Origin of the sequence: Streptomyces lycii (assembly GCF_009735685.1) — a bacterium.
In the GTDB taxonomy this organism is placed as follows: Bacteria; Actinomycetota; Actinomycetes; order Streptomycetales; family Streptomycetaceae; genus Streptomyces; species Streptomyces lycii.
Genome location: NZ_WHPN01000291.1, coordinates 1 through 23,465 on the forward strand (window position 1 = coordinate 1; position 23,465 = coordinate 23,465).

A 23,465-nucleotide genomic window follows, 5' to 3' on the forward strand; every position below is an offset into this window, starting at 1 on the left:
GCTCCGGCCGCGCAGCTGACCGAGGTCACCAACTTCGGCGACAACCCCAGCAACCTGCGCATGCACCTGTACGTACCGGACAACGTCCCCGAGAACCCGGCCGTCCTCGTCGCCGTGCACTACTGCACCGGCACCGGACCCGGCTTCTTCTCCGGCACCGAGTTCGCCTCCCTCGCCGACCGCCACGGATTCATCGTCGTCTACCCCTCCGCCACCCGCAGCGGCCAGTGCTTCGACGTCTCCTCCGCCCAGGCCCTCGAACGCGACGGCGGCAGCGACCCCGTCGGCATCCGCTCCATGGTCCGCCACGTCGAACAACACCACAACGCCGACCCCGACCGGATCTACGCCACCGGCGCCTCCTCCGGCGCCATGATGACCAACGTCCTCCTCGGCAACTACCCCGACGTCTTCCAAGCCGGCGCCGCCTTCGCCGGCGTACCCCACAGCTGCTTCGCCAACAACGACGGCTCCGGCTGGAACAGCGCCTGCGCAGGCGGCACCGTCGACCGGACACCGCAGCAGTGGGGCGACCTGGCGCGCGCCGCGTACCCCGGATACAGCGGCGAACGGCCCCGCATGCAGATCTGGCACGGCACCAACGACGACACCCTGCGCTACCCGAACTTCACCGAGCAGATCGACCAGTGGACCAACGTCCACGGACTGAGCCGGACCCCCGACTCCACCGACACCCCGCAGTCCGGCTGGACCCGCACCCGCTACGGCGGCACCGGCGACCAGACACCCGTCGAAGCCATCAGCATCCAGGGCGCCGGCCACAACCTGCCGCAGAGCGGCATGGCGGCCCGGGCCGTCACGTTCTTCGGCCTGGACGGCACACAGCCCGGGCCGGACCCGGATCCCGATCCCGACCCCGAGCCGCAGCCCGGTGCCTGCCGTGTGAGCTGGACGACCAACTCCTGGAACACCGGCCTCACCGCGACGATCACCGTCACCAACACCGGCACCGCACCGGCCACCGACTGGTCGCTGGCCTTCACCCTGCCCCCGGGCCAGACCATCACGTCCGGCTGGGGCGCCGGTTACAGCCCCGGCAGCGGAGCCGTGACCGCCAAGGGCCTGGACTACAACTCCACCATCGCCCCGGGAGCGAGCATTCGGATCGGATTCCAGGCGAGTCACACGGGCGACACGGGCAAGCCCGCCGCCTTCACCCTGAGCGGCACCACCTGTTCCACCGCCTGACCTCGCCCCTGGTCACCGGAGGAACGACAACCACAGGTGACGGGTCCCGCCTCCAGCCAGGAGGCGGGACCCGTCCGCGCACGGCGGCGGCCGTGCGGATCAGCTGTGGTACGTGATGTAGCCGTTGCCGTCGCGGTCCGATCCGCTCTTCGTGTACGCGTGGGCGTCCGCGCGGTAACCGGTCGGCTTGACCAGGTAGATCGTGTCCCGGTCGTTGTTCCACATGAAGTTGCAGTTGTCGCGGTGGACGACATTGCCGGCGTCCGAGTCGGCGCCGTTGCCCCCGCGGAGCTTCACGTAGTCGTTCGGCTGGAGGTAGTGGTTCGCGGTGAACGTGAAGCGGTTCCCCGCGGCGTCCTTGACCAGGTAGCCCTTGAGGTTGACGGTCTTGGTCTTCGAATAGTTCTTGATCGTCAGGTATTCCTGGTGGGTGTTTCCGGAGGAGCAGCTGTTGCGGTCCGTGCCGGGGGCGTTGTACTGGATGCCGCGGACCTTCAGCGCCGAGGTGTACTCGGTGGCCTGAGCCGGGGCGGCGACGACGAAGGCCAGTGCGCCGACGGTGACGGTGGCGGCCGCGGCTGTGATGTGACGCTTGAGCAAGAGAGATCCCCTCCGAAGTCCACTGAACTGTGGTGCATGTGAAGGACCTGCGAAGAGTTGTGATGGTTGCATGGTGAACGGCCCGGAAAAACGCGTCCACCCCCGGGCGCACCGGGCCGCCCGCACCCGGCCGGACGGCCGCGGCGCCGGGAGAACCGCGCCCACCAGCGACGCGAGCCCACGGCACGGAATCGGATCCGGCCGGCCCGTCCGGGTCCCTCCGGGTCCGTCTGCGTCATTCGGCCGACGTTCTCCGGGCCCGCGTCGACGCTTTGCGTAGCCGAGCCGCAGCCGTACGCCCGGACGGCCCGGACGGCCCGGAACAGCCCCGACGGCCCCGACGGCCGCCGGTCCGTGCCATGCCCCGGGCACGGACGCGGACGCGGACGGGGTGACGCGGACGAGCCGACGCGGACGCGGACGAGCTGAGGTAACGGAATGACGCGGGCGGGGTGACGGCAACGGGATGCCGGGGGCGGGGGCGAGGAGGGCCGGAACGCACCACCGCCGCCACGCGACGCGGCAGCGGCCACGCCGAGGCGTGGCCGCTGCCGTGCGTACGGACGTACCCGCGCCGCGGGCCTTGCGGATCAGACCCGCACGGTCCTCCCCGTATCGTCCGACTCCCGCTGCCCGGGAACCAGCTTCCGCTGCAGCTTCTCGCCCTCGATGTCCAGGTCGGGCAGGATCCGGTCGGCCCACCGCGGCAGCCACCACGCGGCGCGGCCGAGCAGCGACATCGTCGCCGGGACCAGCGCCATGCGGACGATGAACGCGTCGACCAGCACCCCGACGCCCAGGGCGAAGCCCATGGACTTGATGATCGGGTCGGGCATGAAGACGAACCCGCCGAACACCGCGGTCATGATCAGTGCCGCGGCGGTGACCACCCGGGCGTTGTGCCCCAGGCCGCCGACCGTGGCCTGCTGGGCCTCGGCACCGTGGACGAAGTCCTCCCGCATCCGGGAGACGAGGAAGACCTCGTAGTCCATGGCCAGGCCGAACAGGATGCCGATGAGCAGGATCGGCAGGAAGCTCACCAGCGGTCCCGGCGTGTCGACGCCCAGCCACTCGGCGAGATGGCCCTGCTGGAAGATCGCCACGGTGATGCCGAACGTGGCCCCGATGGTGAGGAGGAAGCCCAGCGCCGCCTTGACCGGGACCAGGACGGAGCGGAAGACCAGCATCAGCAGCAGCACCGACAGGCCGACCACCAGCAGCAGATAGACGAGCATGGCCTCCTCGATCTTCTCGGAGACGTCGATGCCGACGGCGGTGGCGCCGGACAGGGCGACCTCGGCACCCTCCACGCCGCCGACCCGGTCGCGGATCTCCTGGACGGCCCGCTCGGTCTTCGGGTCCGTGGGCCCGGTCTCGGGGATGACGGTCAGCAGCGCGGTGGTCTTGTCCGCGTTCAGCTGCGGCGGGGTGACGGCGAGCACGCCGTCGGTGCCCTGGATGAGCTTCGCGGCCTGTTGCGCGGCGCTGCCGGTGGCCGCGGCGTCGTCACCGCTGACGACGGCTATCAGCCGGCCGTTGAACCCGGGGCCGAAGCCCTCGGCGGTCAGGTCGTACGCCTCACGGGTCGGCGAACCCTCGGCGGCGGTGCCCGCGTCGGGCAGGGCCAGGCGCATGTCGGAGGCCGGCACGGTCAGCGCGCTCAGGCCCAGCATGCCGAGGAGGAGCACCGGGATGCGCAGCTTGGTGACGATACGGCCCCAGCGGAAGCCGAAGCCCTCGCGGGCCGGCCCGTTCTCCGCTCCGCCGTCGCGCCGCTTGCGGGGGAGGACCCGCAGGCCGGCGAATCCGAGGAGCGCGGGCAGCAGGGTGAGGGCGACCAGCACGGCGACGGCGACGGTGCCCGCCGCGGCCAGGCCCATCACGGTCAGGAACGGGATGTTGACGACCGACAGCCCGGCCAGCGCGATGACGACGGTGGCGCCGGCGAACACCACGGCCGAACCGGCGGTGCCGACGGCACGGCCGGCGGCCTCCTCGGCCTCGGTTCCGTCGGTGAGGTACTGGCGGTAGCGGGAGGTGATGAACAGCGAGTAGTCGATGCCGACGGCCAGCCCCAGCATCAGGGCGAGGATCGGCGCGGTGCTGGTCAGGTCGATCACGCTGCTCAGCGCGAACAGTCCGGCCATCCCGGCCCCGACGCCGACCAGGGCGTTCAGCAGCGTCATGCCGGCGGCGACCAGCGAGCCGAAGGTGATGACGAGCACGGCCGCGGCGATCAGGACCCCGATCGCCTCGGTGGAGCCGACCTCGACCTCGGCGCTGAGTACCTCGCCGCCGTGTTCGACCCGCAGGCCGTCCACGCCGGACCCGGCGTCCTCGTACGCGTCCTTCTGCTCGTCGGTGACCTTGTCGACGGTCTCCTCGAACTGCACCTGGACCAGGGCGTAGCGGCCGTCCCGGGACACCGAGCCGGCCTTGAAGGGGTCCATCGCGCCGAGTACGCCCGGCACGGCGTTGGCCTCGCGCACCACCGGGGCGACGGACTCCGGGTCGAGTTTCGCGCCCTCCGGCGCGGCTATGACGATGGTCCCGGTCGTGCCGCTGGCCTCCGGGAACTCCTTCTGGAGGGAGTCCAGCGCGCGTTGCGACTCGGTGCCGGGCATGGTGAATTTGTCGCTGGTGGGGCCCATCAGGGTGGCGGCGGCACCGCCCAGTACGGCGAGCAGCAGCAGCCATACGGCGACGACGCGCCCCCGTCGGCGGAAGGACGACCGGCCGAGCCGGTAGAGCAGGGAAGCCATGACGGTAGGTGTCTCTCCTCGAGGTTCAGCCGGGCTCGCGGCCGAGGGTCCGCAGCGCACTGCGGATCAGCTCGGGGCGCAGGTCCTGGTCGGGAAGTTCCAGATCGCTGGCGCACGTCACGAAGACGGCTCCCAGCACCATGTGGGCGGCGACCACGTCCGCCGTGTCCGCCGACCGGCCGGCGAGCGCGTCCAACAGCCGGTCGACGATGTCGGGGATGCTGCCGAGCGCCGGGTGGCAGGTCATGCCGGGGATGTCCGCGAGGAGGATCTTGGTCTCCCGCCGGAAGCGCAGGGCGAGATCGACGTAGCCGGGTACGGCCGCCTCCGCGGCCTCGTCCCCGTCCAGACCCGCGAGCGCGGCGTCCAGCTCGGCCAGCTCCGCCCCGGCCGGGGTCAGCAGTTCGGTGAGGATCGTCTCCTTGCTGGCGAAGTGGTACAGCAGGGACGCCTTCGAACAGCCCACGGCGGAGGCGATGTCGTGCAGTGACGTTCCTTCATAGCCGTGGGCCGCGAACAGCTGGGCCGCGGATTCCAGGATGAGTCCGCGCAGGGCGGAGGCGGGACGTGCCATGCCGCCACCATAACTGTCCGATCGGTCAGTAATGGGGCGGGGTGGCTCATGTCACGGGCGTGGCGGGGTGGGGTGGCGCTGCGGGGCGGCGGGAGACTCCGGGCGCGGGCGCGGGCGCGCGGTGCGCCCGGCGGACGGCGGACAGCGGACAGCGGACAGCGGACAGCGGACGACGGACGACACCGCAGGGCCCTTGAACTCCGGCCACCCGGCCGCCGTACAGATAACGGCGGCCCGACCTGCTGGGCCCGGTCCGCCGTGCCGCACCGGGCTTCGTACGGAAGGATCTTCGGGTGTCAGTCTGGACGCGTTCGCAGGAGCAGCCGCAGCCGCAGCCGCAGTCACAGCCGCAGTCACAGCCGCAGTCGGGCCGTGCCGGACCGGACGGTGCGGAGGATCCGCCACCGGACGGTGCCGGCACCCCGGAGCGCCCAGCGTCGGGGACGGCCGGCGGGGAGGCCGGTGCGGGGTCCGATGCCGGAGAAGCCGAAGCAGGAGAAGCCCTCTCGCGGCTCCCCGGCGCAGCAGAAGCCGGCTCCGGGGTGCCCAGTGCAGCAGAAGCCGACCCCACGGAGCCCGGCGCACCAGAAGCTGACTCCGGAACGGCGGATCCCGAGGTTCCCGGTGCCGGAGCGGCCGATCCCGGTGCTCCCGATGCCCGAACGGCCGCCCCCGGGGAACCCGGTGCCGGGCAGCCCGGAACCGGAGAAGCCTGTACCGGAGAGGCAGGGACCGGAAAGGCGGGGACCGGAAAGGCGGGGACCGAAGAAGCGGGGACCGAAGAGGCAGCAGCCGAAGAAGCAGAATCCGAAGAAGCAAGGGCCGAAGAAGCAGGACCCGAGGAAGCAGAGGCCGAAGAAGCGGGGGCCGAGGGCGTTCGTGGTCGGCGGGTCCGGTTCGCGGGCGCCGCCCGGTTCGCCCGACCGGCCGTCAGCTGGGCGGCCGGGGTACTCGTCCTCGGCGCCCTGCTCATGCCGAACGGGCTCAACCGGCTCACCCCGTTCGCGTTCACCCGGATCCCGGTGGAGGGGCTGTGCTGCGCCGCCCTGCTGCTGGTGCTCCGGCCGGCCGCGCGGCGCGCGGCCGCCGTGGGGCTCGGGGTCGGGCTCGGGCTGCTGGTCGTGCTGAAGTCCCTCGACATGGGCTTCTACTCGACCCTGGACCGGCCCTTCGACCTGGTGCTGGACTGGATCCTGCTGGACGACGCGCAGGCGTTCCTCCGGGCCTCGGCCGGTACGGCGGGGGCCGTCGGTGCCGTCGCCCTGGCCGTGCTCCTGGTCCTCGCCGTGCTCGTACTGATGCCGCTGGCGGTGCTCCGCGTGAGCCGGGTGATGGCCCGGCACAGCGCCACGGCGACCCGCAGCCTGCTGGTGCTGGGCACCGTGTGGGTGACCTGCGCGGCCCTCGGCGTGCAGCTCGCCGGTGTCCGGGTCGCCTCGACGTCCACCAGCACCCTCCTCCACAACCGGGCCCACCAGGTGCGCGCGGGCGTCCAGGACAAGGAGGCGTTCGCCCGGGAGGCCCGGATCGACGCCTTCCGGGACACCCCGCCCGACCAGCTGCTGACCCGGCTGCGCGGCAAGGACGTCCTGTTCACCTTCATCGAGAGCTACGGCCGTACGGCGCTCGAGGACCCCGCCATGGCCGCCGGGACTGCCTCCGTGCTCGCGGACGGGACCGACCGGCTGGAGCGGGCCGGTTTCTCGACGCGGAGCGCGTTCCTCACCTCGCCCGTCACGGGCGCCGGCAGCTGGCTGGCGCACGCCACCTTCCTGTCCGGGCTGTGGATAAAGAACGAGCAGCGCTACCGCAACCTGACGTCCAGCGACCGGATGACCCTCACCGGCGCCTTCCGGGGCACCGGTGCCTGGCGCACGGTCGGCATCATGCCGGGCGTCACCAAGGCCTGGCCGGAGGGGAAGTTCTACGGCCTCGACCATGTCTACGACTCGCGCGACATGGGCTACCGCGGCCCCAAGTTCAGCTGGACCCCCGTGCCCGACCAGTACAGCCTCGCCGCCTTCGAGCGCCTGGAGCACGGCAGGAGGGACCGTGAGCCGATCATGGCGGAGATCATCCTCGCCTCCAGCCACAACCCCTGGTCGCCCATCCCCGAGGTGATCGGCTGGGACGAGGTCGGGGACGGCTCCGTCTACCACGGGCTCAAGGCCGCCGGGAAGGACCCCAAGGAGGTCTGGCAGGACTCCGAACAGGTCCGCACCGAGTACCGGCGGGCTATTGCGTACTCGATGAACAGCGTCGTGTCCTATCTGGAGCGGTACGGCGACGAGGACACCGTCGTCGTCCTCCTCGGCGACCACCAGCCCGTCCCGACCGTCACCCGCGGTGCACTCGGCCGGGACGTGCCGGTCTCCGTCATCGCCAAGGACCCGGAGGTCATGGAGCGGATCGCCGACTGGCAGTGGCAGGACGGCCTCAAACCCGCACCGGACGCCCCGGTCTGGCGGATGGACAGCTTCCGCGACCGCTTCCTGACGGCGTACGGGCCCTGACGGCGTACGGGCCGCCCTGACGGCTTGGGGTCCGAACAGTACGGAGATCCGTGCGCGGGCCGCTGACGACCCCCCACAGCAGCCCGCCCCTGCGGTGCGCCACCGCCTGCGGCACGAACCGCCCCGACGTCCTCGGCTCCGCCCACGTCCTGTCCGTGTCTCGACGCAACCGAAACGGGTCGCTCCCCTGCGCCTGCGTGAGCGGGAGAGGACGACTGTTCCGGGATGTCCTTCACGCAGTGGACCGCGAGGTCGGCGACGCCTGCGAGCAGCGCCGCGTCGACCTCCCGTGTGAACGCGCCCTTGCCGCCCAGCTTGGCCAGGGGCTTGCAGTGCCGGGAGGACGACACGGACGTGATCGACGCGGTCTCCGGGCTCGGGCACGCCCCGACGTCGCTGGGCATGTCGGTCGCCGTCTCCCTGCTGCGACAGGGCCGCGCGAGCTGATCGACTCCATCCCGCACTGAAGCCGAAACCGGCCCGGAGGGGCTGGTGTTGCGTGGGCGGGTGTTCTCCCCTGACGGCAAGCGGGTCCTGGACGCACGGGAAGAGGCGGGCCTGCTGGACCCGTCGACGTGACCCGGCGGACAGGCCGCTGCCGACCGGCACGACATTCGCCGCGTATATGGAACGGGACGACGTCCGGGACGCCGTGATCCACCCCGGCGGGCTCACCCTCGACGGGCTCCCGGAAGGGGCCCGGATCGGCACCGAGGCGGCGATCGGGCTGTTGCAGTGCCCTTGCAGCACGTGCAGGAACATCCGCTCGGCCGCCGTCTGCTGCCACGCACCGCCGCGCGCGCCCGCAGGGGATTCACACCGTCCGGCCCCCGAGGGGCGACGGGCCGTTCTGCGAATGTCGTCATGCCCGGAATTGGTTACCGACAGGATGTCGGTAACCAGAGGCGCACAGGCGCGCATTTCGCAGACCGCACACCACCCGTGCGCCCTCGTCCGTGCGACGACAGCCCGCCCGAGCATGTCGTCGGCTGTCAGGCGTTCTCCGGTGTCCGCGCCCGCGTCCGCGCCCCTCCCCGGACCCGCCACAGCCACCGGATGTCCCGCGCGAAGGACCAGACGAGCGAGCACAGAGCCCCGAGCACCAGGCCGTACACGACCGCCGGGGGCAGGGGCACGGTCGCCGCCGCCAGCAGCACGATGCCCTGGAGCGCGGCCACCGTCTTGCGGGCCGTGCTCGGCGCCAGCGGGCCGTTCAGCCACGGCATCGGCCGGGCCGCCGCGACGAAGGCGTACCGCATCGCGCCGATCAGCAGCACCCACGGCCCCAGCGACAGCGCGACCTGGACGCTCAGCACCAGGATCAGGAAGGCGTCCACCTCCATGTCGAAGCGCGCGCCGAGCGGTGACGCCGTCCCGGTGCGGCGGGCGACCTTGCCGTCCACCGCGTCCAGCACCAGCGCCACCGCACCGAGCGCGGCCAGCACCGCGAGCGGCGGCCGGTCACCCAGGAGGGACTCCGCGACCAGCGCGGTCACGCCTCCGACGAGCGTCGCGCGGGCCAGGGTGACCGCGTTGGCCGGGCCGAACGGTCTGTGCGGCCGTCCGGATCGCGCCAGCGCCCGGCCGAGCACGGCCCAGCCGGCGGCCGCGAACACCAGGCCCGCCAGCCATCCCGCGGGCCCGAGCCCGGTCGCCGTGCCGAGGAGCAGCAGCAGGACGATCTGCCCGCCCGCCCCCGCTGCCGGCTCCCGGCGGAGCAGTCCCGGTTCACAAATGTCGCTCAGGGCCACCGTGCGTCCTCCGGCTGTGTGGCAGAGTCGGTCGGCACCGCGTACTGTGCGCGGCCTCGTGACCATCAGAACGTGATCCGTCACCCCAGCGTTCAGCAGGAGGGCTCGATGGAGCGTGTCGCACGCGCTCTCTGGCTCCGTTCACCCGGTTGCGCCGAGATCCGTGACGTGACGCTGCCGGAGCCCGGCGCGGACGACGTCGTGGTGCGCGCGCTGTGCTCCGGGGTGAGCCGGGGCACGGAGAGCCTGGTGTTCCGCGGCGCGGTGCCGCGCAGTCAGCACGGGCTGATGCGGGCGCCGTTCCAGGAGGGCGACTTCCCGGCGCCGGTGAAGTACGGCTATCTGAGCGTCGGCGTGGTCGAGGAGGGCCCCGCGCGGCTCGCCGGCCGCACCGTGTTCTGCCTGTATCCGCACCAGAGCCGGTACGTCGTCCCGGCGGCTGCCGTGACCCCGGTGCCGGACTCCGTGCCCGCCGGGCGGGCCGTGCTGGCCGGGACGGTGGAGACCGCGGTGAACGCGCTGTGGGACGCCGCGCCGCTGGTCGGGGACCGGATCGCGGTCGTCGGCGGCGGCATGGTCGGCGCGTCCGTGGCCGCGCTGCTCGCCCGCTTTCCGGGGGTACGCCTGCAACTCGTCGACTCCGATCCGGCGCGTGCCCGGGTCGCCGCGGCGCTCGGCGTGGACTTCACGCTCCCCGGGGACGCGCTCGACGGCTGCGACCTCGTCGTGCACGCCAGCGCCTCCGAGGCCGGGCTCACCCGTGCGCTGGAACTCCTCGCCCCGGAGGGCACGGTGCTGGAACTGAGCTGGTACGGCGACCGGCGGGTGGCTGTACCGCTCGGCGAGGTCTTCCACTCCCGGCGGCTGGTGCTGCGCGGCAGCCAGGTCGGCACGGTGTCCCCGGCCCGCGCCGCCCGCCGTTCCTACGCCGACCGGCTCGCGCTCTCCCTCGACCTGCTCGCGGACCCGGCCTTCGACGCCCTGGTCACCGGCGAGTGCGCGTTCGAGGAACTGCCGTCCGTGCTGCCCCGGATAGCCTCCGGGGATCTGCCCGGGCTGTGTCACCGCGTCCGGTACGACGCCGCTCCGTAGGCTCGGGAGCAGGCGCCCGGCGCTCCGCGGTGAACGCCGGGGGCGCACCGGCCGTACTCAACGCCGTCGACGGGAACCACGATCCCCACACGTCGGAACCGCGTCGGAACCAGGTCGAAGTCCACGCCAAGTCCAGGTCGAAGTCCAGGTCGGAATCCACGCCGAAGTCCACGCCGGATCCGGTATCGAACGCCATGCCGGACCGAGCGGGACCCCGGCTCGGGTCCGGGTCCGGGTCCGGTCCGGATCGAGTCCGTTGCGGCTCCGGGTCCATTGCGGCCTCGGGTCCGTTGCGGCTCCGGCCCGGGACCGGGGCGCGGGCTCGGCCCGGGCTCCGGCTCGGGACCGGGGCGCGGGCTCGGCCCGGGCTCCGGCTCGGGACCGGGGCGCGGGCTCCGGCTCGGGGCCGCGTCGGATCTGCTGCGAACCAGGAGGCCATCAGTTGTTCAGCGTCACCGTCCGCGAGCACCTCATGATCGCGCACAGCTTCCGCGGCGAGGTCTTCGGGCCCGCCCAGCGCCTGCACGGGGCGACGTTCCTCGTGGACGCCACCTTCCGCAGGCCCGAGCTGGACTCCGACAACATCGTCGTCGACATCGGGCTGGCCACCCGTGAACTCAACGCCGTGGTGTCGCGGTTCAACTACCGGAACCTCGACGACGAGGCCGAGTTCGAGGGCGTCAACACCTCGACGGAGTATCTGGCCAGGGTCATCGCCGACCGGCTGGCCGACCGGGTGGAATCCGGGGCGCTCGGCGAGGGGGCGCGCGGCCTGGCCGGCATCACCGTCACCCTGCACGAGTCGCACATCGCCTGGGCGAGTTACGAGCGGACGCTGTGAACGGCCATGACTCCGGGGCGGTGCGCGGACGACGCGCCGGGCGCGGCGTACCGGACGCCGTGGCCGCGACGCCCGGAGACTTCCCGCACGACGGCGCGACGCCCGGAGGCTCCCGGCAGGACGGCGCGACGCACGAGCACCCGGCACACGACCGCCCGGAGCGCGACCGCCCGGCAGGCGACCGCCCGGAGCGGAACCGTCCGGCAGACGACCGTCCGGAGCGCGACCGCCCCGAACGCGACCGTCCGTTGCCCGAACCCCCGAAACAAGCACGACCGGCACACGAACGCCCCGCACACGAACGACCGGTGGGCGCCCACCCGGCGCCCGAACGACCGGCGCCCGAAAGGCCCGTGTCCGTGAGGCCCGTGCCCGAAAGGCCCGTACACGAGCGACCGGCGCCCGAACGATCCCCTCGCGAACGCCCCGTGAGCGCCGGCCCGGTGCGTGCCCGCTCGGTGCGCGTCGTGATGCCCGGCGGCGTCGGCGACACGGCCGCGCCCAGCGGTGGCAACACCTACGACCGCAGGGTCTGCCGCGAGCTGCTGCGGGCCGGCTGGCAGGTCGAGGAGCACGCCGTCGACGGCGACTGGCCGCACCCCGGCGGCGACGCGCGTGCCGAACTGGCCCGGATCCTCGCGGCCTCGGCGGACGGCTCGGTCGTCCTGCTGGACGGGCTCGTCGCCTGCGGCGTGCCCGACATCGTGGTCCCCGAGGCCGGTCGGCTGCGTATCGCGGTGCTGGTGCATCTGCCCCTGGCCGACGAGACGGGGCTCGCCCCGGACACCGCGGCGGTGCTCGACGTACGGGAACGGCGGACCCTGCGGGCCGTGGACGCCGTCGTCGCCACCGGGGAGTGGGCGGCGCGGCGGCTCGTGGAGCACCACGGGCTCGCGCCGTACCGGGTCCACACCGCGGCTCCCGGGGTCGACCCCGCGCCCCTCGCGACCGGCAGCGCGCCCGGTGCCGGGCCCCGGCTGCTGTGCGTCGCGTCGGTCACCCCGCGCAAGGGCCAGCACCGGCTGGTCGAGGCGCTGGCGGAACTGACAGGACCGGCAGGACCGGCACGACCGGCACGACCGGCACGACCGGCAGGACCGGCACAACCTGCGGAACTGGCGGAATCCGCGGAATCAGCAGGCCTGGCGGGATTGACGGAACCGACGGACACCAAGTGGCGCTGTGACTGCGCGGGCGGGCTCGGCCAGAACCCGGGTTACGTCGCCCGGGTCCGCAGGCTGATCGCGGAGCGCGGGCTGGGCGACCGGTTCCGGCTCACCGGACCGCTGGTGGGTGCGGACCTCGACGCCCGCTACGCCGGCGCGGACCTGCTGCTGCTCGCCTCGTCCGCCGAGACGTACGGCATGGCGGTCACCGAAGCACTCGCGCGCGGCGTTCCCGTGCTGGCGACCGCGGTCGGCGGCGTTCCGGAGGCCGTCGGCCGCGCGCCCGACGGCACCGTACCCGGTCTGCTCGTACCGCCCGGTGATCAGGCGGCGCTGACCGGGGCGCTGCGCCGCTGGCTCACCGATCCCTGCCTGCGCGACCGCACGCGGGCGGCGGCCAGGGCCCGGCGCACCGTGCTGGCCGGGTGGGACACCACCGCGCGGGAGCTGGCCGGGGCGCTCGACCACCTGCTGCGAGTTCCCCGGAGGACCGCGTGACGACGACCGAACGAACCCGGTACGCCCCCGAGTGGCTGGCGCTGCGCGAGGGCGCCGACGCCACCGCACGCGCCGGCGCGCTCCTGGAGCCGCTGCGGCGCCAACTGACGGCCGGGGCGGCGGGTCCGGCGCAGGAAGACATGGTGCTGGTGATCCGCGACCTGGGTTGCGGTACCGGTTCCATGGGCCGCTGGCTCGCCCCCCGGCTGCCCGGGCCGCAGCACTGGGTGCTGCACGACCACGACCCCGGGCTGCTGCTGCGGGCCGTCGCCGGGATCCCGTGCGCGGCGGAGGACGGCAGCCGCGTCACGGTCGCCACCGAACGCGGTGACGTCGGGCGGCTGACGGCGGACGCGCTCGCCGGCACCTCACTGGTGACCGCCTCCGCCCTGCTGGACCTGCTCACCCGCGAGGAACTGGACACCCTCGCCGCGGCCTGCGCCGGGGCGGGCTGTCCGGCGCTGCTGGCGCTGTCGGTGACGGGCCGTGTCGAACTGGGTCCCGCCGACCCGATGGACGCGGAGATCGCCGCGGCGTTCAACGCGCACCAGCGCCGCATCGAGAACGGCCGGCAGCTGCTCGGCCCGGACGCCGTGGGCGCGGCCTCGGTGGCCTTCGCCCGGCACGGCATGATCGTCACGGCTCACGCCAGCCCCTGGCGGCTGGGCCCGGACGACGACGGACCGGTCAGCCCGGACAACCCGGATGGACCAGATGGACCGGACGGGCCGGAGAGCGACGGGCTGGAAGGCAACGCGCCGGAGAGCCACGGGCCGGAAGGCAACGGCCCGGGAAGGCACGGGCCGGAAGGCAACGGCCCGGGGAGCGACGGACCGGGGAGCGAAGGACCGGGGAGCGAAGGACCGGGGAGCGACGGGCTGGAGCTTGCCGCGGAGTGGCTGCGAGGCTGGGTCGGCGCGGCCGCCGAACAGCGGCCCGAGCTGGCGGACCGGGCGGAGGCGTATCTGCGGAACCGGCTCGCGCAGTGCGAGGCGGGCACGTTGCGGGTGGTGGTGCACCACAGCGACGTACTGGCGCTGCCGGTGCCGGTGCCGGGCGGTGCGGCTCGGTCGGGGGACCGGGCGGCTCGCGGCGCCGCGGCCGGCGCCCGGGGCGGTTCCGCCGGCGGCGTCTCGTGATCGTGCGGGCGGTGCGGGGCCGCCTCGGTGTGCTCGCGGGCGCGGCCGTGCTGGCGGGGCTGCTGTGGTGGCAGGGCACCGGCGCGTTCCTCGACGGGCTGCGCGGGATCGACGGTCCCACGCTGCTGACGGCGCTCGGGATCGGGCTGCTCACCACGGTGTTCAGCGCCTGGCGCTGGCGCCTGGTGGCCCGGGCGCTGAGCGTCCGGCTGCCGCTGGGCCGGGCCGTCGCCGACTACTACCGCTCGCTGTTCCTGAACGCGGCCCTGCCCGGCGGTGTCCTCGGCGACGTGCACCGTGCCGTACGGCACGGGAGGAGCACCGGTGACGTGGGACTCGGTGTCCGAGCCGTCGTGCTGGAACGGTGCGCGGGGCAGGGAGTGCTGCTCGCCGCGGGTACGGCCCTGCTGATCGCGCGGCCGACCCCGGCGCTGGCCGAGGCCGGGCGCGCCGCGGGGCGGATCGCCACGACACCGGGAGCCGTCACCGTCCTCGTCGCGGCCGCCGTGCTCACCGCGGCGGCCGCCGTGAGGCTGCGCCGCGCCCCCGGCGGCTCCCGGGGGCGCCGCGCGGTGCGCGCCACGCTGTCCGAGGCTCGGCGGGCCCTGTTCGCGCGCGGCAGTTGGCCCGGGGTGCTGCTGTCCTCCGTCGTGGTGCTGGCCGGGCATCTGGGCATGTTCCTGCTGGCCGCCCGGGCCGCCGGGGCGACGGCACCGGCGGCCGAACTGCTGCCGCTGATGGTGCTGGCGCTGCTGGCCATGGCGCTGCCGCTGAACGTCGCGGGCTGGGGACCCCGGGAGGGCGTCACGGCCTGGGCGTTCGGCGCCGCGGGCCTGGGCGCCGCGCAGGGGCTGACCGTCGCCGTCGTCTACGGGCTGCTGGCGTTCGCCGCCAGCCTGCCGGGCGCCGGCGTCCTCACCGGGCAGTGGCTCGCCGGGCTACGGCGCCGACCCGCCCGCAGCGGCGGCACGGTGCCCGGAGAGGTCGAACTCGAAGAGGGTGTCCTCGCCGAGGACGGTGCGCCGCACCGGCGGACGGAGCGCGTCGCGCAGCACGTCGGGGCCGGGGAAGCGGATCCCCGGCACGCCGTCGCCGACGACGAGGGGCGCCACCGTGACGTACAGCCGGTCCAGCGCGCCCGCGTGCAGGAACCGGGAGACGGTGACGCCGCCGCCCTCGACCAGGACCCGGCCCAGGCCGCGCCGCGCCAGCTCGCCGAGCAGCCGGTGCGGGGCGAACGCCCGTACGTCCGGCAGCACCAGCACCTCGACGCGGCCGCCACCTTCGCCGCCGGGGACGGACGGTCCGCTGCCGACACCGGAACCCGGCACCTCACCGCCGGAACCGGAGCCGAACACCTCACCGCCGGAACCCGAGCTGATCACCTCACCGCCGGAGAAGGGCACCCCACCGCCGAACCCGGACCCGGACCCGGACCCGGGCTCGCGGCCGGCGTCCTCGGCCCCCTGCCCCTCACCGGACACGGCCGGCCCGCCCCCGCCGTCGCCGGGGCCCACCATCCACAGGGTGTGGGCGGCGCCGTCCGTGAACAGCCGGTGCCCCGGCGGGACCCTGCGGTGCGGATCGAGGACGACGCGCACCGGGTCGGCGCCCGTACAGGCACGGACCGTCAGCCGGGGATCGTCGGCGACGGCGGTCCCGGCGCCGACCAGCACCGCATCGCACAGCGCGCGCAGACGGTGCAGATGATCGCGGTCCTCCTCGCCCGTCACGTAGTCGGAATCGCCCGTGCGGGTCGCGATGAAGCCGTCCACGCTCTGCCCCAGCTGGGCCACGGCGACGCGCGGCCCGGCCAGGCACAGCGGCAGGTAGCGGTCCGCGAGGTCCCGGGCCCCGGCGGAGGCGTCCTGCCGCCACCGGTACCGGCCGTCGTCACCCCGCTCCAGTCCGGCGGCCCGGGCGTCCGCCTCCGTACGGACGCCGCGCAGCCGCTCCCAGGCGGCCGGCGCGTCGAGCGCCCCGCCACCGGAGCCCGCGGCGCGGCCGGTACCGGTCACCGTGCCGCCCGGCCGGTGTCCGGTGCCGCCCGGCCGGTGTCCGGTGCCGCCCGGCCGGTGTCCGCGTCCAGCAGTTCCACATACGCGGCGAAGCATTCCGTGAGACCGGCGAGCAATTCCCTTCCCTTGTCCGCCGACGCCGCCGAAGGGCAGCCGATCACACCGGAGTCGGTGTAGCCGCGCATACCGAGAGTGAGCAGATGTTTCCGGTCGTCGGCGATCCAGTCCGAGGCCTCATAACCGGGGAGGACAAGTTCCGGATGGTCGTGCAGAAGGATCGAGGTCTCGACTTCGCCCGCGTGCATGTCGCGGTACGACGGGGTCAGCACACCGGCCCGCTTCCGCGCCGCGTCCCAGTCCCCCGGTCCCGGGAAGAGAGCCGTGCGGGTGCCGGTTCCGGCGGATTCCTGAACGACGTTGCGCAGCACGTAGTTTCCGCCGTGCCCATTGACCAGGACCAGGCCGCGGACGCCGGAGCGGCGCAGCGAGGCGGCGATGTCACCGACGACGGCGTGCAGCGTGGCGGCCGAGATGCTGACGGTGCCGGGCCAGTCCTCGTGCTCGTGCGAGCAGGAGACGGTGAGCGGCGGCAGCAGCTGGACGGGATACGCGGCGGCGAGCCCGCGCGCCACGGAACAGGCGATCAGCGTGTCGGTGACCAGCGGCAGGTACGGGCCGTGCTGCTCCAGGCTGCCGACCGGGAGGACGGCGATCCGGGCCCCGGCGGCGCGCACGTCCTCCGTGGTGTCGGCCGGCAGCACCGCGGGCGCCGGACGTCGTATGTCGGAATCCGCCATGCCGTGCGGCCTCTTCTCTCGTGCTCTCTCGTGCTCTCTCGCGCTCTCTCGTGCTTTTCCGTGCTCTTTCGTTCTCTCTCGCCCTGTCCCGTTCCGCCGACGCGCCCGGCGATGCCGTCCGCCGCGCGGCCCGGAGACGGACGCACATGCTACGCGGCCCCTTCCGCGGCCACCGGCCGAACGCCACCATCACGCAGACCCGTTGCCGCACCCACCGATCTGGAACGAGCGCCGGAGGTTGCCCGAAATGATTGAAGTCATGACAGACGGCGAGGACGCCCTCTCCGCCACCACCCCTCGCGCGGGCGCCGAACGCGTCGCCCAGGTCCGGTTGTCCACCGGCTACGGCGAATTCCTCGCCGTCGGCTATCTGGACCGGGACCGCGGGGACGAACAAATCGCCCTGGTGTACGGGGACGTCGAGGGTGACGGGGCGCTGACCCGGCTGCACTCGGAATGCCTCACCGGGGACTCCTTCGGCTCGAACCACTGCGAATGCGGCGACCAGCTGTCCGCCGCGCTGCGCGCCATCGTGGCCGCGGGGCGCGGTGTGCTCGTCTACCTCCGGGGACACGAGGGGCGCGGCATCGGGCTGCTCGCCAAGCTCCAGGCGATGCAGCTCCAGGCGGAGGGGATGGACACCGTCGAGGCGAACCTCGCACTCGGCCTGCCCGCCGACGCCCGGGACTACCGGGTGGCGGCGGAGATCCTGCACGACCTCGGGGTGTGCTCCGTCCGGCTGATGTCGAACAACCCGCTCAAGCGTGCCGCGCTGGTGGAGCACGGCATCGAGGTCGGCGAGCAGGTCCCGCTGCTGATCCCGCCGCGTGAGGAGAACATCTCGTATCTGCGCACGAAGCGGGAGCGTTTCGGACACCACCTGCCGCATCTGGACCGCACGGCCGGCGGGGCGTGAGCGCACCGGACCGCGCCGCGGGCGGCGGGGCGTGAGCGCACCGGACCGCGCCGCGGGCGGCCGGACGGGCACCGAGCGACCGGGCGGGGGTACGGGCGCCGGGCAGGGGTACGGGCACCGGGCGGGCGTACCAGCCGGGCGGGCGTACGAGCACCGGAGGGCCGGACGGACACCCGGCAGCCGGACGCACACCGGGCGGCAGGACGGCCGGGACCGCGCCCGGCCGCTCCCCGGGACCGGCCGCTTCCGGGGCCCCGCCGGGGGCGCCCGCACGGCACGGCGACGGGGGGTCGCGGGAGCCGGCGCGGGGGCGGCGCCGGAACGGCACTGCGGGGCACGACACGGCCACGGGCGGTGGCGGGATACGGCACGGCCCGGCACCGCCTGTTCCCGGCACAGGTTTATCGGCCATACTGCCCGCTGTGGAGCAGCGCATAGATTCGATCATCCCCGCCGGGACCGATCCGGCGTACGTCCCCGGCGTCACGCCCGCGCGCCCCGATCAAGCGGAGGAGGACGCCCCGGATCGGGCCGCCGAGCAGGAACCGGGGCAGGACACCGGCGAGGCGGCGTCCGAGGACGACGCGGCCGCGAAGGAAGCGTCCTCCGACGACGTGTCCGCGGACGACGTGTCCGCGGAGCAGCAGGGCGAGGAGGCCGCGCCGACCGGGAAGCCGACCGGGAAGCCCGCCGACGACGATCCCGGCACCGGCGAGTCGGCCGGTGACGAACCCGCGGGTGACGAACCCACCGGTGACGAGTCCGCCGTGCCGGACGGTCCCGTCTTCGAGGCGTCCGACTACCGTGCCAAGATCACGGCCGGTCCCTCGGGCATCGTCCTCCGGCTGGACCAGGAGGAGGCCGAGTTCGGCTGGGACGAGGTCGGCGCGGTCGCGATCGACACCCCCCGGCTGAGCCGCTGGTTCCGCGTCACGGTGCACACCACCAACGGCCGTTCGTACAACGGTGAGGTCCTGGCCTCGCGCATGGGCCTCCGCAAGACGTGGACGGCCGAGCTGGACGCGGTCCTCGACGCGTGTTTCGAGGACGCGGGCTGACGAGCCGGGGGCCGGGCCCCGGGATGCCTGACGCCCCGGGGCAGGTGTCCCGGGGCCCCGCACCCGGCGGCAGGTGCCCGACGCCGCGTTCCCGACAGCGCGTAACGGACGCCGCGTTCCCAACAGCACGTAACGGACGGACGCCGCGTTCCTGACAGCGCGTAACGGACGGCGGGGCCCGACAGCACGTAAGCGACGGTGCGCACCCCCCACAGCACGCGCCCCGACGGCGCGCGCCCGGCAACCCGCGCCCGACAGCACGCGCCCGGCAGCGCGTGCCCGACAGCGCGTGCCCGACAGCGCGTGCCCGACGGTGCCGTCCGCGGGACAGCCGCGGACGGCCGAGGGTGAGGGGCCGCACGGTCGTCGGTACGCGGGCGGCGGCGCGGGGGCGGACCGCCCCGGCCCGCCGGGCGGGTCAGTGCAGCGTCGCGAGCGCGGACGCCTCGAAGGCCGAGAGTTCGTCGGTGCGCCCGTGCAGGATCTTCTCGGCCCACGCGGGGTCGGACAGCAGCGCCCGGCCGACCGCGACGAGGTCGAACTCGTCCCGCTCCAGCCGGTCCAGCAGGCCGTCGATGCCGGCCACCCCGCCCCGTTCGCCCTGGAACGCCTTGGTGAACTCGGTGTCGAGGCCGACCGAGCCGACGCCTATCGTGGGCTTGCCGGAGATCTTCTTCGCCCAGCCCGCGAGGTTCAGGTCGGAGCCGTCGAACTCCGGCTCCCAGTAGCGTCGGGTGGAGCAGTGGAAGGCGTCGACGCCCGCCTCCGCCAGCGGGGTGAGGACGGCCTCCAACTCCTCCGGCGACTTCGCGAGCCCGGCCTTGTAGTCCGACATCTTCCACTGGGACATCCGGAAGATGATCGGGAAGTCCGGGGAGACGGCGGCGCGGCAGGCGGCCGCGATCTCGGCCGCGAACCGGGTCCGGGAGGGGATGTCGCCACCGTAGGCGTCGGTGCGCCGGTTGGTGCCGGCCCAGAGGAACTGGTCGATCAGGTAGCCGTGCGCGCCGTGCAGCTCGATGCCGTCGAAGCCCCGCGCCTCGGCCGCGGCGGCCCCGGCCGCGAAGGCGGCGATCACGTCGTCGATGTCGGCCTTGTCCATCGTCCGGCCCGGCTCCTTGTGACCCATCGGCAGGCCGGAGGGTCCGACCGGCGGGGCGTCCGGGAACGGCGGTGCGCCGGGCGTGCGGACCATGCCCACGTGCCACAGCTGCGGGACGATCTTCCCGCCCGCGCTGTGCACCGCGTTGACCACGGCGGCCCAGCCGCTGAGGGCGTCCTCGCCGTGGAAACGGGGGACGCGGTCGCTCGTCCCGGCCGAGGCGTGATCGACGTACGTGCCCTCGGTGACGATCAGCCCGACACCGTTCGCCGCGCGCCGCGCGTAGTACTCCGCTACATCCGGGCCGGGGACGCCGCCGGGGGAGAACTCGCGGGTCATCGGCGCCATCGCGATCCGGTTCCGGACATCGAGGCTTCCCAGGGAGAAGGGGCGCGACAGGATTTCTGCGGCACGCTCGGCCGCGCTGCTGGTCGTCAAGGCATTCACCTTCGCTGAGGGGTGATCCGGTCGGCGGACCGCACCGCGGGGGCGGCGGGGTCCACCTGCCTGCAACTGCACGGGCGGGGCCGCCATTCCTTTCCGCGGCCGGCCGCACCGTGTCGAATCACACAGATCGACGGGAACAGCCGCTCCGTCCCGTACATCCATTGCCGCCGCTCGTGCGTCATGTGTGCGGGCGGTGTGATCGCTTGCACCACCGACAAGGCTTTTCCACCAATTCAAGGTGAACCGGGGTATTCGATTTGATAACTCTTGTCAGGGAAAAACCGGGCCGTAACGGCACCGCCGGCGGAACGGCGAAGCGGCTGCGCAGGGGCGCGGCCGTCGCGGTGTCCGCCGGGGTCGTGCTGACCCTCTCCCCCATGGCCGCGCCCGCCCAGGCGGCGGACGCCCCGTCGGTGACCGCCAAGGGCGTCTTCCTGCACGACAACAGCGCCGGTGTGAAGCTGTACGGCAAGGACACCGAGGGCAAGCGGCCGATCGCCAGCACGACGAAGATCATGACGGCCCGGGTGGTCCTCGGCGACCCGGATCTCGACCTCGACCGCCGTGTCACCGTCCAGCAGGCCTACCGCGACTACGTCGCCCAGAAGGGCGCGAGCACCGCCGATCTCCGGACCGGCGACAAGCTGACGGTCCGCCAGCTGCTCTACGCGATGATGCTGCCCTCGGGCTGCGACGCCGCGTACGCCCTCGCCGACACCTTCGGCGACGGCAGCACCCGTGCCGCCCGGGTGGCGTCGTTCATCGGCAAGATGAACAGCACCGCCGACGCGCTCGGCATGACGAACACCAAGTTCGACTCGTTCGACGGGGTCTCGGCGACCGGCGAGAACTACAGCACCCCGCGCGACCTGGTGAAGGTCACCCGCAGCGCGATGAAGTACGGCACCTTCGCCAACGCCGCCGCCAAGCAGTCGCTGGTGAAGTCCGTGCCCACGAGCAACGGCGGCACGCGCACCTACACCTGGTACAACACCAACCAGCTCCTGGGCTCCTACTCCGGTGCCCACGGCGTCAAGACCGGTACGACGACACCGTCCGGGCCCTGCCTCGTCTTCACGGCGACCCGCGACGGCAGGAACATCATCGGCGTCATCCTGAACGACGCCAACCGCTACACCGACGCGGCGAAGCTGCTGGACTACGCGTTCGGCAGCAACACCGCGTCCACGATGAAGCTGCGAAAGCTCCCCGAGGGCGCACAGCGCGACTGACCGGACGGCGGCCCGCGCCGCTGTCCGTCGTCCGTCGCTTCGGCCCGGTCCGGTGTCCCCGGACCGGGCCGAACGGCGGTCCGGGGCTTCGCCGTGCCCTGCCCGCCGCCGCTCGATTCGCGTCCATCATGCGAACGGTCCTTCTGGTCCGGCCCACCGCGTGGCATGGTTCCTAGTAACCCAGTAGGATTTATAGGGTTCATGGAGGTGGCTGTGCGGACAGCGATCCCGCGGGCCGGCGCCCGGACTGACGGAGGGCGGTGCGCGGCGACGTGCTGAGGACGAGTCCGGACCGGCAGCCGGTGCGCCGTGGGAGCCGCCCGGCCACAGGCGTGCCGCGGCCCGCCCCCGATCCCCTCTGGCCGCGCGTCACCCGCGAACTCGCGGACGACCTCGCGGCGGACGCCGTGGCCCGCGACCGGGCGGCCGGCCCCCCGTACGACGAGGTCGCGCGGCTCCGCGAGGCCGGGCTCCCCGCACTGCTGACCGCCCCCGGTCCCGCGCGGCACGGCACGGACTGGCGCACCGCCTGCGCCGTCATCCGGGAGATCTCCGCCGCCGACAGCTCCATCGGCGAACTCGTCGCACGGCACTACGTGCTGTCCTGGAGCGGCCGCTTCTTCGGTTCGGCGGACGAGGCGGCGACGGGCACGGCGGGCAACGGCACGGCGGGCAACGGCACGGGCGGCGGCGCGGACGACGACGCGAGCGGCAACAGCAACGGCAACAGCAGCGGGAAGGGCAGCCGGAACAGCAGCAACAGCGGGAACGGGAACAGCGGGGGCAGCAACAGCGGGAACGGGAACAGCGGCAGCGGCAGGGCGAACCAGCGGCACGATCCGTTCCGGTCATGGCTGCTGGGCGGCGACACCGGCGTCGGGGAACCGGACGCCGCGGTGGCGGGCGCGACCCTCACCCCCGCCCCCGGCGGATATGTCCTCCGCGGCCGCAGGAACTTCGCCGCCGGCGTCGGCGTCGCCGACCGGTTCGTGGTCGGCGCCCCGTCCACGGAGTCCGGGGAGATCCTGATCGTCCTGGTCGACCCGGGCCGTCCCGGTGTTCTGACGGTTCCGGTGCGGGACCGGCTCGGGCAGCGGCTGGCCGCGGCGGGCACGGTCGACTTCGACGACGTACGCGTCGAGCGCGCCCAGGTGATCGGCGCCGCCGCCCGCGACGAGCACGCCGTGAGCCCCGCCGCCGCCCTCGCGCCACTCGCGCTCCGGCTGGCCCTCGCCCATGTTTCGCTCGGCATCGCGCAGGAGGCACTGGCCGAGGCCCGCGACATCAGCCGGGCCGCACCGTCCGCCGCCGAACGGGGCGCGGCCGCGCCCGCGGCCCGCTCCGGGACGGATCCGTATCTCCTGTCGGCCTACGGGGAGTTGGCGATCGACGCGCACACCGCGGCCGCCGTCGTCGATCGGGCGACGGACGCCATGGCGCGCGGGCTGTCCGCGGGGCGGAACGTGTCCATGGAGACCTGCGCGGACATCTCCGTGCTCGTCGCGGCGGCCGAAGCCGTCACCGGCCGGGCCACCGCGCACATCACCGCGCGGGTCCTCGAACTCACCGACCGCTCCGGCCCGCCCGGGATCACGGACCGGGCCGGGAGCGGTGCGGCGCTCGACCGGTTCTGGCGCAACGCCCGGGTGCTGACGGCGCAGAGTTCCCCGGCGCACCGGCTGCGGGACATCGGCGACCACTATCTCAACGGCAGCCACCCGCCGTTCGCGCATCGGCCCTGACCGGAACC

The 23,465-nt window shown here is 73.7% G+C and carries 17 protein-coding genes and 3 pseudogenes; 12 read left to right on the forward strand and 8 right to left on the reverse strand.

The genetic code is table 11. The features are described from left to right. A partial coding sequence (locus GCU69_RS15800; protein WP_156206400.1) for an extracellular catalytic domain type 1 short-chain-length polyhydroxyalkanoate depolymerase occupies positions 1-1,209 on the forward strand: 1,209 nt, incomplete at its 5' end. 99 nt (positions 1,210-1,308) lie between these two features. Here GCU69_RS15800 and GCU69_RS15805 read toward each other — a convergent pair. From GCU69_RS15805 to GCU69_RS15815, 3 genes are all read right to left on the reverse strand, one after another. Continuing rightward, a complete protein-coding gene (locus tag GCU69_RS15805; protein WP_235978503.1) occupies positions 1,309-1,809 on the reverse strand; it encodes a lamin tail domain-containing protein in 501 nt (166 codons plus the stop codon). A gap of 590 nt (positions 1,810-2,399) precedes the next feature. Then, positions 2,400-4,571, reverse strand: coding sequence for an MMPL family transporter (locus GCU69_RS15810; RefSeq protein WP_156206402.1), 2,172 nt, complete (start codon positions 4,569-4,571; stop codon positions 2,400-2,402). Between the two features lie 25 nt (positions 4,572-4,596). After that, on the reverse strand, positions 4,597-5,145 hold the full coding sequence (locus GCU69_RS15815; protein WP_098754062.1) for a TetR/AcrR family transcriptional regulator: 549 nt from the start codon (positions 5,143-5,145) through the stop codon (positions 4,597-4,599). A 971-nt stretch (positions 5,146-6,116) separates the two neighbouring features. Between GCU69_RS15815 and GCU69_RS15820 the strand changes: the two genes are divergently transcribed. Then, the gene (locus tag GCU69_RS15820; protein ID WP_235978504.1) at positions 6,117-7,658 is read left to right on the forward strand and encodes an alkaline phosphatase family protein; all 1,542 of its coding nucleotides are present in this window, start codon (positions 6,117-6,119) and stop codon (positions 7,656-7,658) included. Between the two features lie 200 nt (positions 7,659-7,858). Here the strand turns inward: GCU69_RS15820 and GCU69_RS15825 are convergent. Next, positions 7,859-7,981 (reverse strand): annotated as a pseudogene (locus tag GCU69_RS15825) (hydroxymethylbilane synthase); the annotation flags it as partial. 254 nt (positions 7,982-8,235) lie between these two features. On the opposite strand from GCU69_RS15825, the pseudogene GCU69_RS15830 reads away from it, so the two are divergent. After that, positions 8,236-8,376: pseudogene (locus GCU69_RS15830) on the forward strand (hydroxymethylbilane synthase); the annotation flags it as partial. A 274-nt stretch (positions 8,377-8,650) separates the two neighbouring features. Here the strand turns inward: GCU69_RS15830 and GCU69_RS15835 are convergent. Then, positions 8,651-9,409 (reverse strand): CDP-alcohol phosphatidyltransferase family protein, encoded by a 759-nt coding sequence (locus GCU69_RS15835; RefSeq protein WP_235978505.1) that lies wholly within the window; start codon positions 9,407-9,409, stop codon positions 8,651-8,653. Between the two features lie 108 nt (positions 9,410-9,517). Here GCU69_RS15835 and GCU69_RS15840 point away from each other — a divergent pair, with 108 nt between their 5' ends. The 5 genes and pseudogenes from GCU69_RS15840 to GCU69_RS33030 all read left to right on the forward strand — a co-directional run. Continuing rightward, positions 9,518-10,501: a zinc-dependent alcohol dehydrogenase gene (locus tag GCU69_RS15840; RefSeq protein WP_156206405.1), complete on the forward strand. Its 984-nt coding sequence runs from the start codon at positions 9,518-9,520 to the stop codon at positions 10,499-10,501. A gap of 442 nt (positions 10,502-10,943) precedes the next feature. Continuing rightward, positions 10,944-11,342, forward strand: coding sequence for a 6-pyruvoyl trahydropterin synthase family protein (locus GCU69_RS15845; protein WP_098754464.1), 399 nt, complete (start codon positions 10,944-10,946; stop codon positions 11,340-11,342). A 470-nt stretch (positions 11,343-11,812) separates the two neighbouring features. Beyond that, positions 11,813-13,006: a glycosyltransferase family 4 protein gene (locus GCU69_RS15850; protein ID WP_156206422.1), complete on the forward strand. Its 1,194-nt coding sequence runs from the start codon at positions 11,813-11,815 to the stop codon at positions 13,004-13,006. After that, positions 13,003-14,145, forward strand: a complete 1,143-nt coding sequence (locus GCU69_RS33750; protein ID WP_235978506.1) for a class I SAM-dependent methyltransferase — start codon at positions 13,003-13,005, stop codon at positions 14,143-14,145. Before GCU69_RS15850 ends, GCU69_RS33750 begins: the two co-directional genes overlap by 4 nt. Before the next feature lie 5 nt (positions 14,146-14,150). Further along, a pseudogene (locus GCU69_RS33030) lies at positions 14,151-15,125 on the forward strand (lysylphosphatidylglycerol synthase transmembrane domain-containing protein); the annotation flags it as partial. Here GCU69_RS33030 and GCU69_RS33755 read toward each other — a convergent pair. Then, positions 15,084-16,259 carry a RibD family protein gene (locus GCU69_RS33755; protein ID WP_235978508.1) on the reverse strand — a complete coding sequence of 392 codons (1,176 nt, stop codon included), beginning with the start codon at positions 16,257-16,259 and terminating at the stop codon, positions 15,084-15,086. The pseudogene GCU69_RS33030 and the gene GCU69_RS33755 sit on opposite strands and share 42 nt — an antisense overlap. Continuing rightward, the gene (locus GCU69_RS15865) at positions 16,160-16,960 is read right to left on the reverse strand and encodes a creatininase family protein (RefSeq protein ID WP_156206406.1); all 801 of its coding nucleotides are present in this window, start codon (positions 16,958-16,960) and stop codon (positions 16,160-16,162) included. The genes GCU69_RS33755 and GCU69_RS15865 overlap by 100 nt, the downstream gene beginning before the upstream one ends. 259 nt (positions 16,961-17,219) lie before the next feature. Here GCU69_RS15865 and ribA point away from each other — a divergent pair, with 259 nt between their 5' ends. Together ribA and GCU69_RS15875 are read left to right on the forward strand one after the other, a co-directional pair. Next, entirely contained in the window at positions 17,220-17,876 is a 657-nt protein-coding gene (ribA, locus tag GCU69_RS15870) for a GTP cyclohydrolase II (RefSeq protein ID WP_098754592.1), read from the forward strand. 422 nt (positions 17,877-18,298) lie between these two features. Beyond that, on the forward strand, positions 18,299-18,934 hold the full coding sequence (locus GCU69_RS15875; protein WP_156206407.1) for a hypothetical protein: 636 nt from the start codon (positions 18,299-18,301) through the stop codon (positions 18,932-18,934). A 418-nt stretch (positions 18,935-19,352) separates the two neighbouring features. Here GCU69_RS15875 and GCU69_RS15880 read toward each other — a convergent pair whose 3' ends face one another. Next, positions 19,353-20,474 (reverse strand): NADH:flavin oxidoreductase, encoded by a 1,122-nt coding sequence (locus GCU69_RS15880; RefSeq protein WP_235978507.1) that lies wholly within the window; start codon positions 20,472-20,474, stop codon positions 19,353-19,355. A 386-nt stretch (positions 20,475-20,860) separates the two neighbouring features. Between GCU69_RS15880 and GCU69_RS15885 the strand changes: the two genes are divergently transcribed. Both GCU69_RS15885 and GCU69_RS33760 read left to right on the forward strand, forming a co-directional pair. Then, a complete protein-coding gene (locus GCU69_RS15885) occupies positions 20,861-21,715 on the forward strand; it encodes a D-alanyl-D-alanine carboxypeptidase family protein (protein ID WP_098754604.1) in 855 nt (284 codons plus the stop codon). Between the two features lie 272 nt (positions 21,716-21,987). Then, a complete protein-coding gene (locus GCU69_RS33760; RefSeq protein ID WP_408055813.1) occupies positions 21,988-23,457 on the forward strand; it encodes an acyl-CoA dehydrogenase family protein in 1,470 nt (489 codons plus the stop codon). Positions 23,458-23,465: the final 8 nt, after the last annotated feature.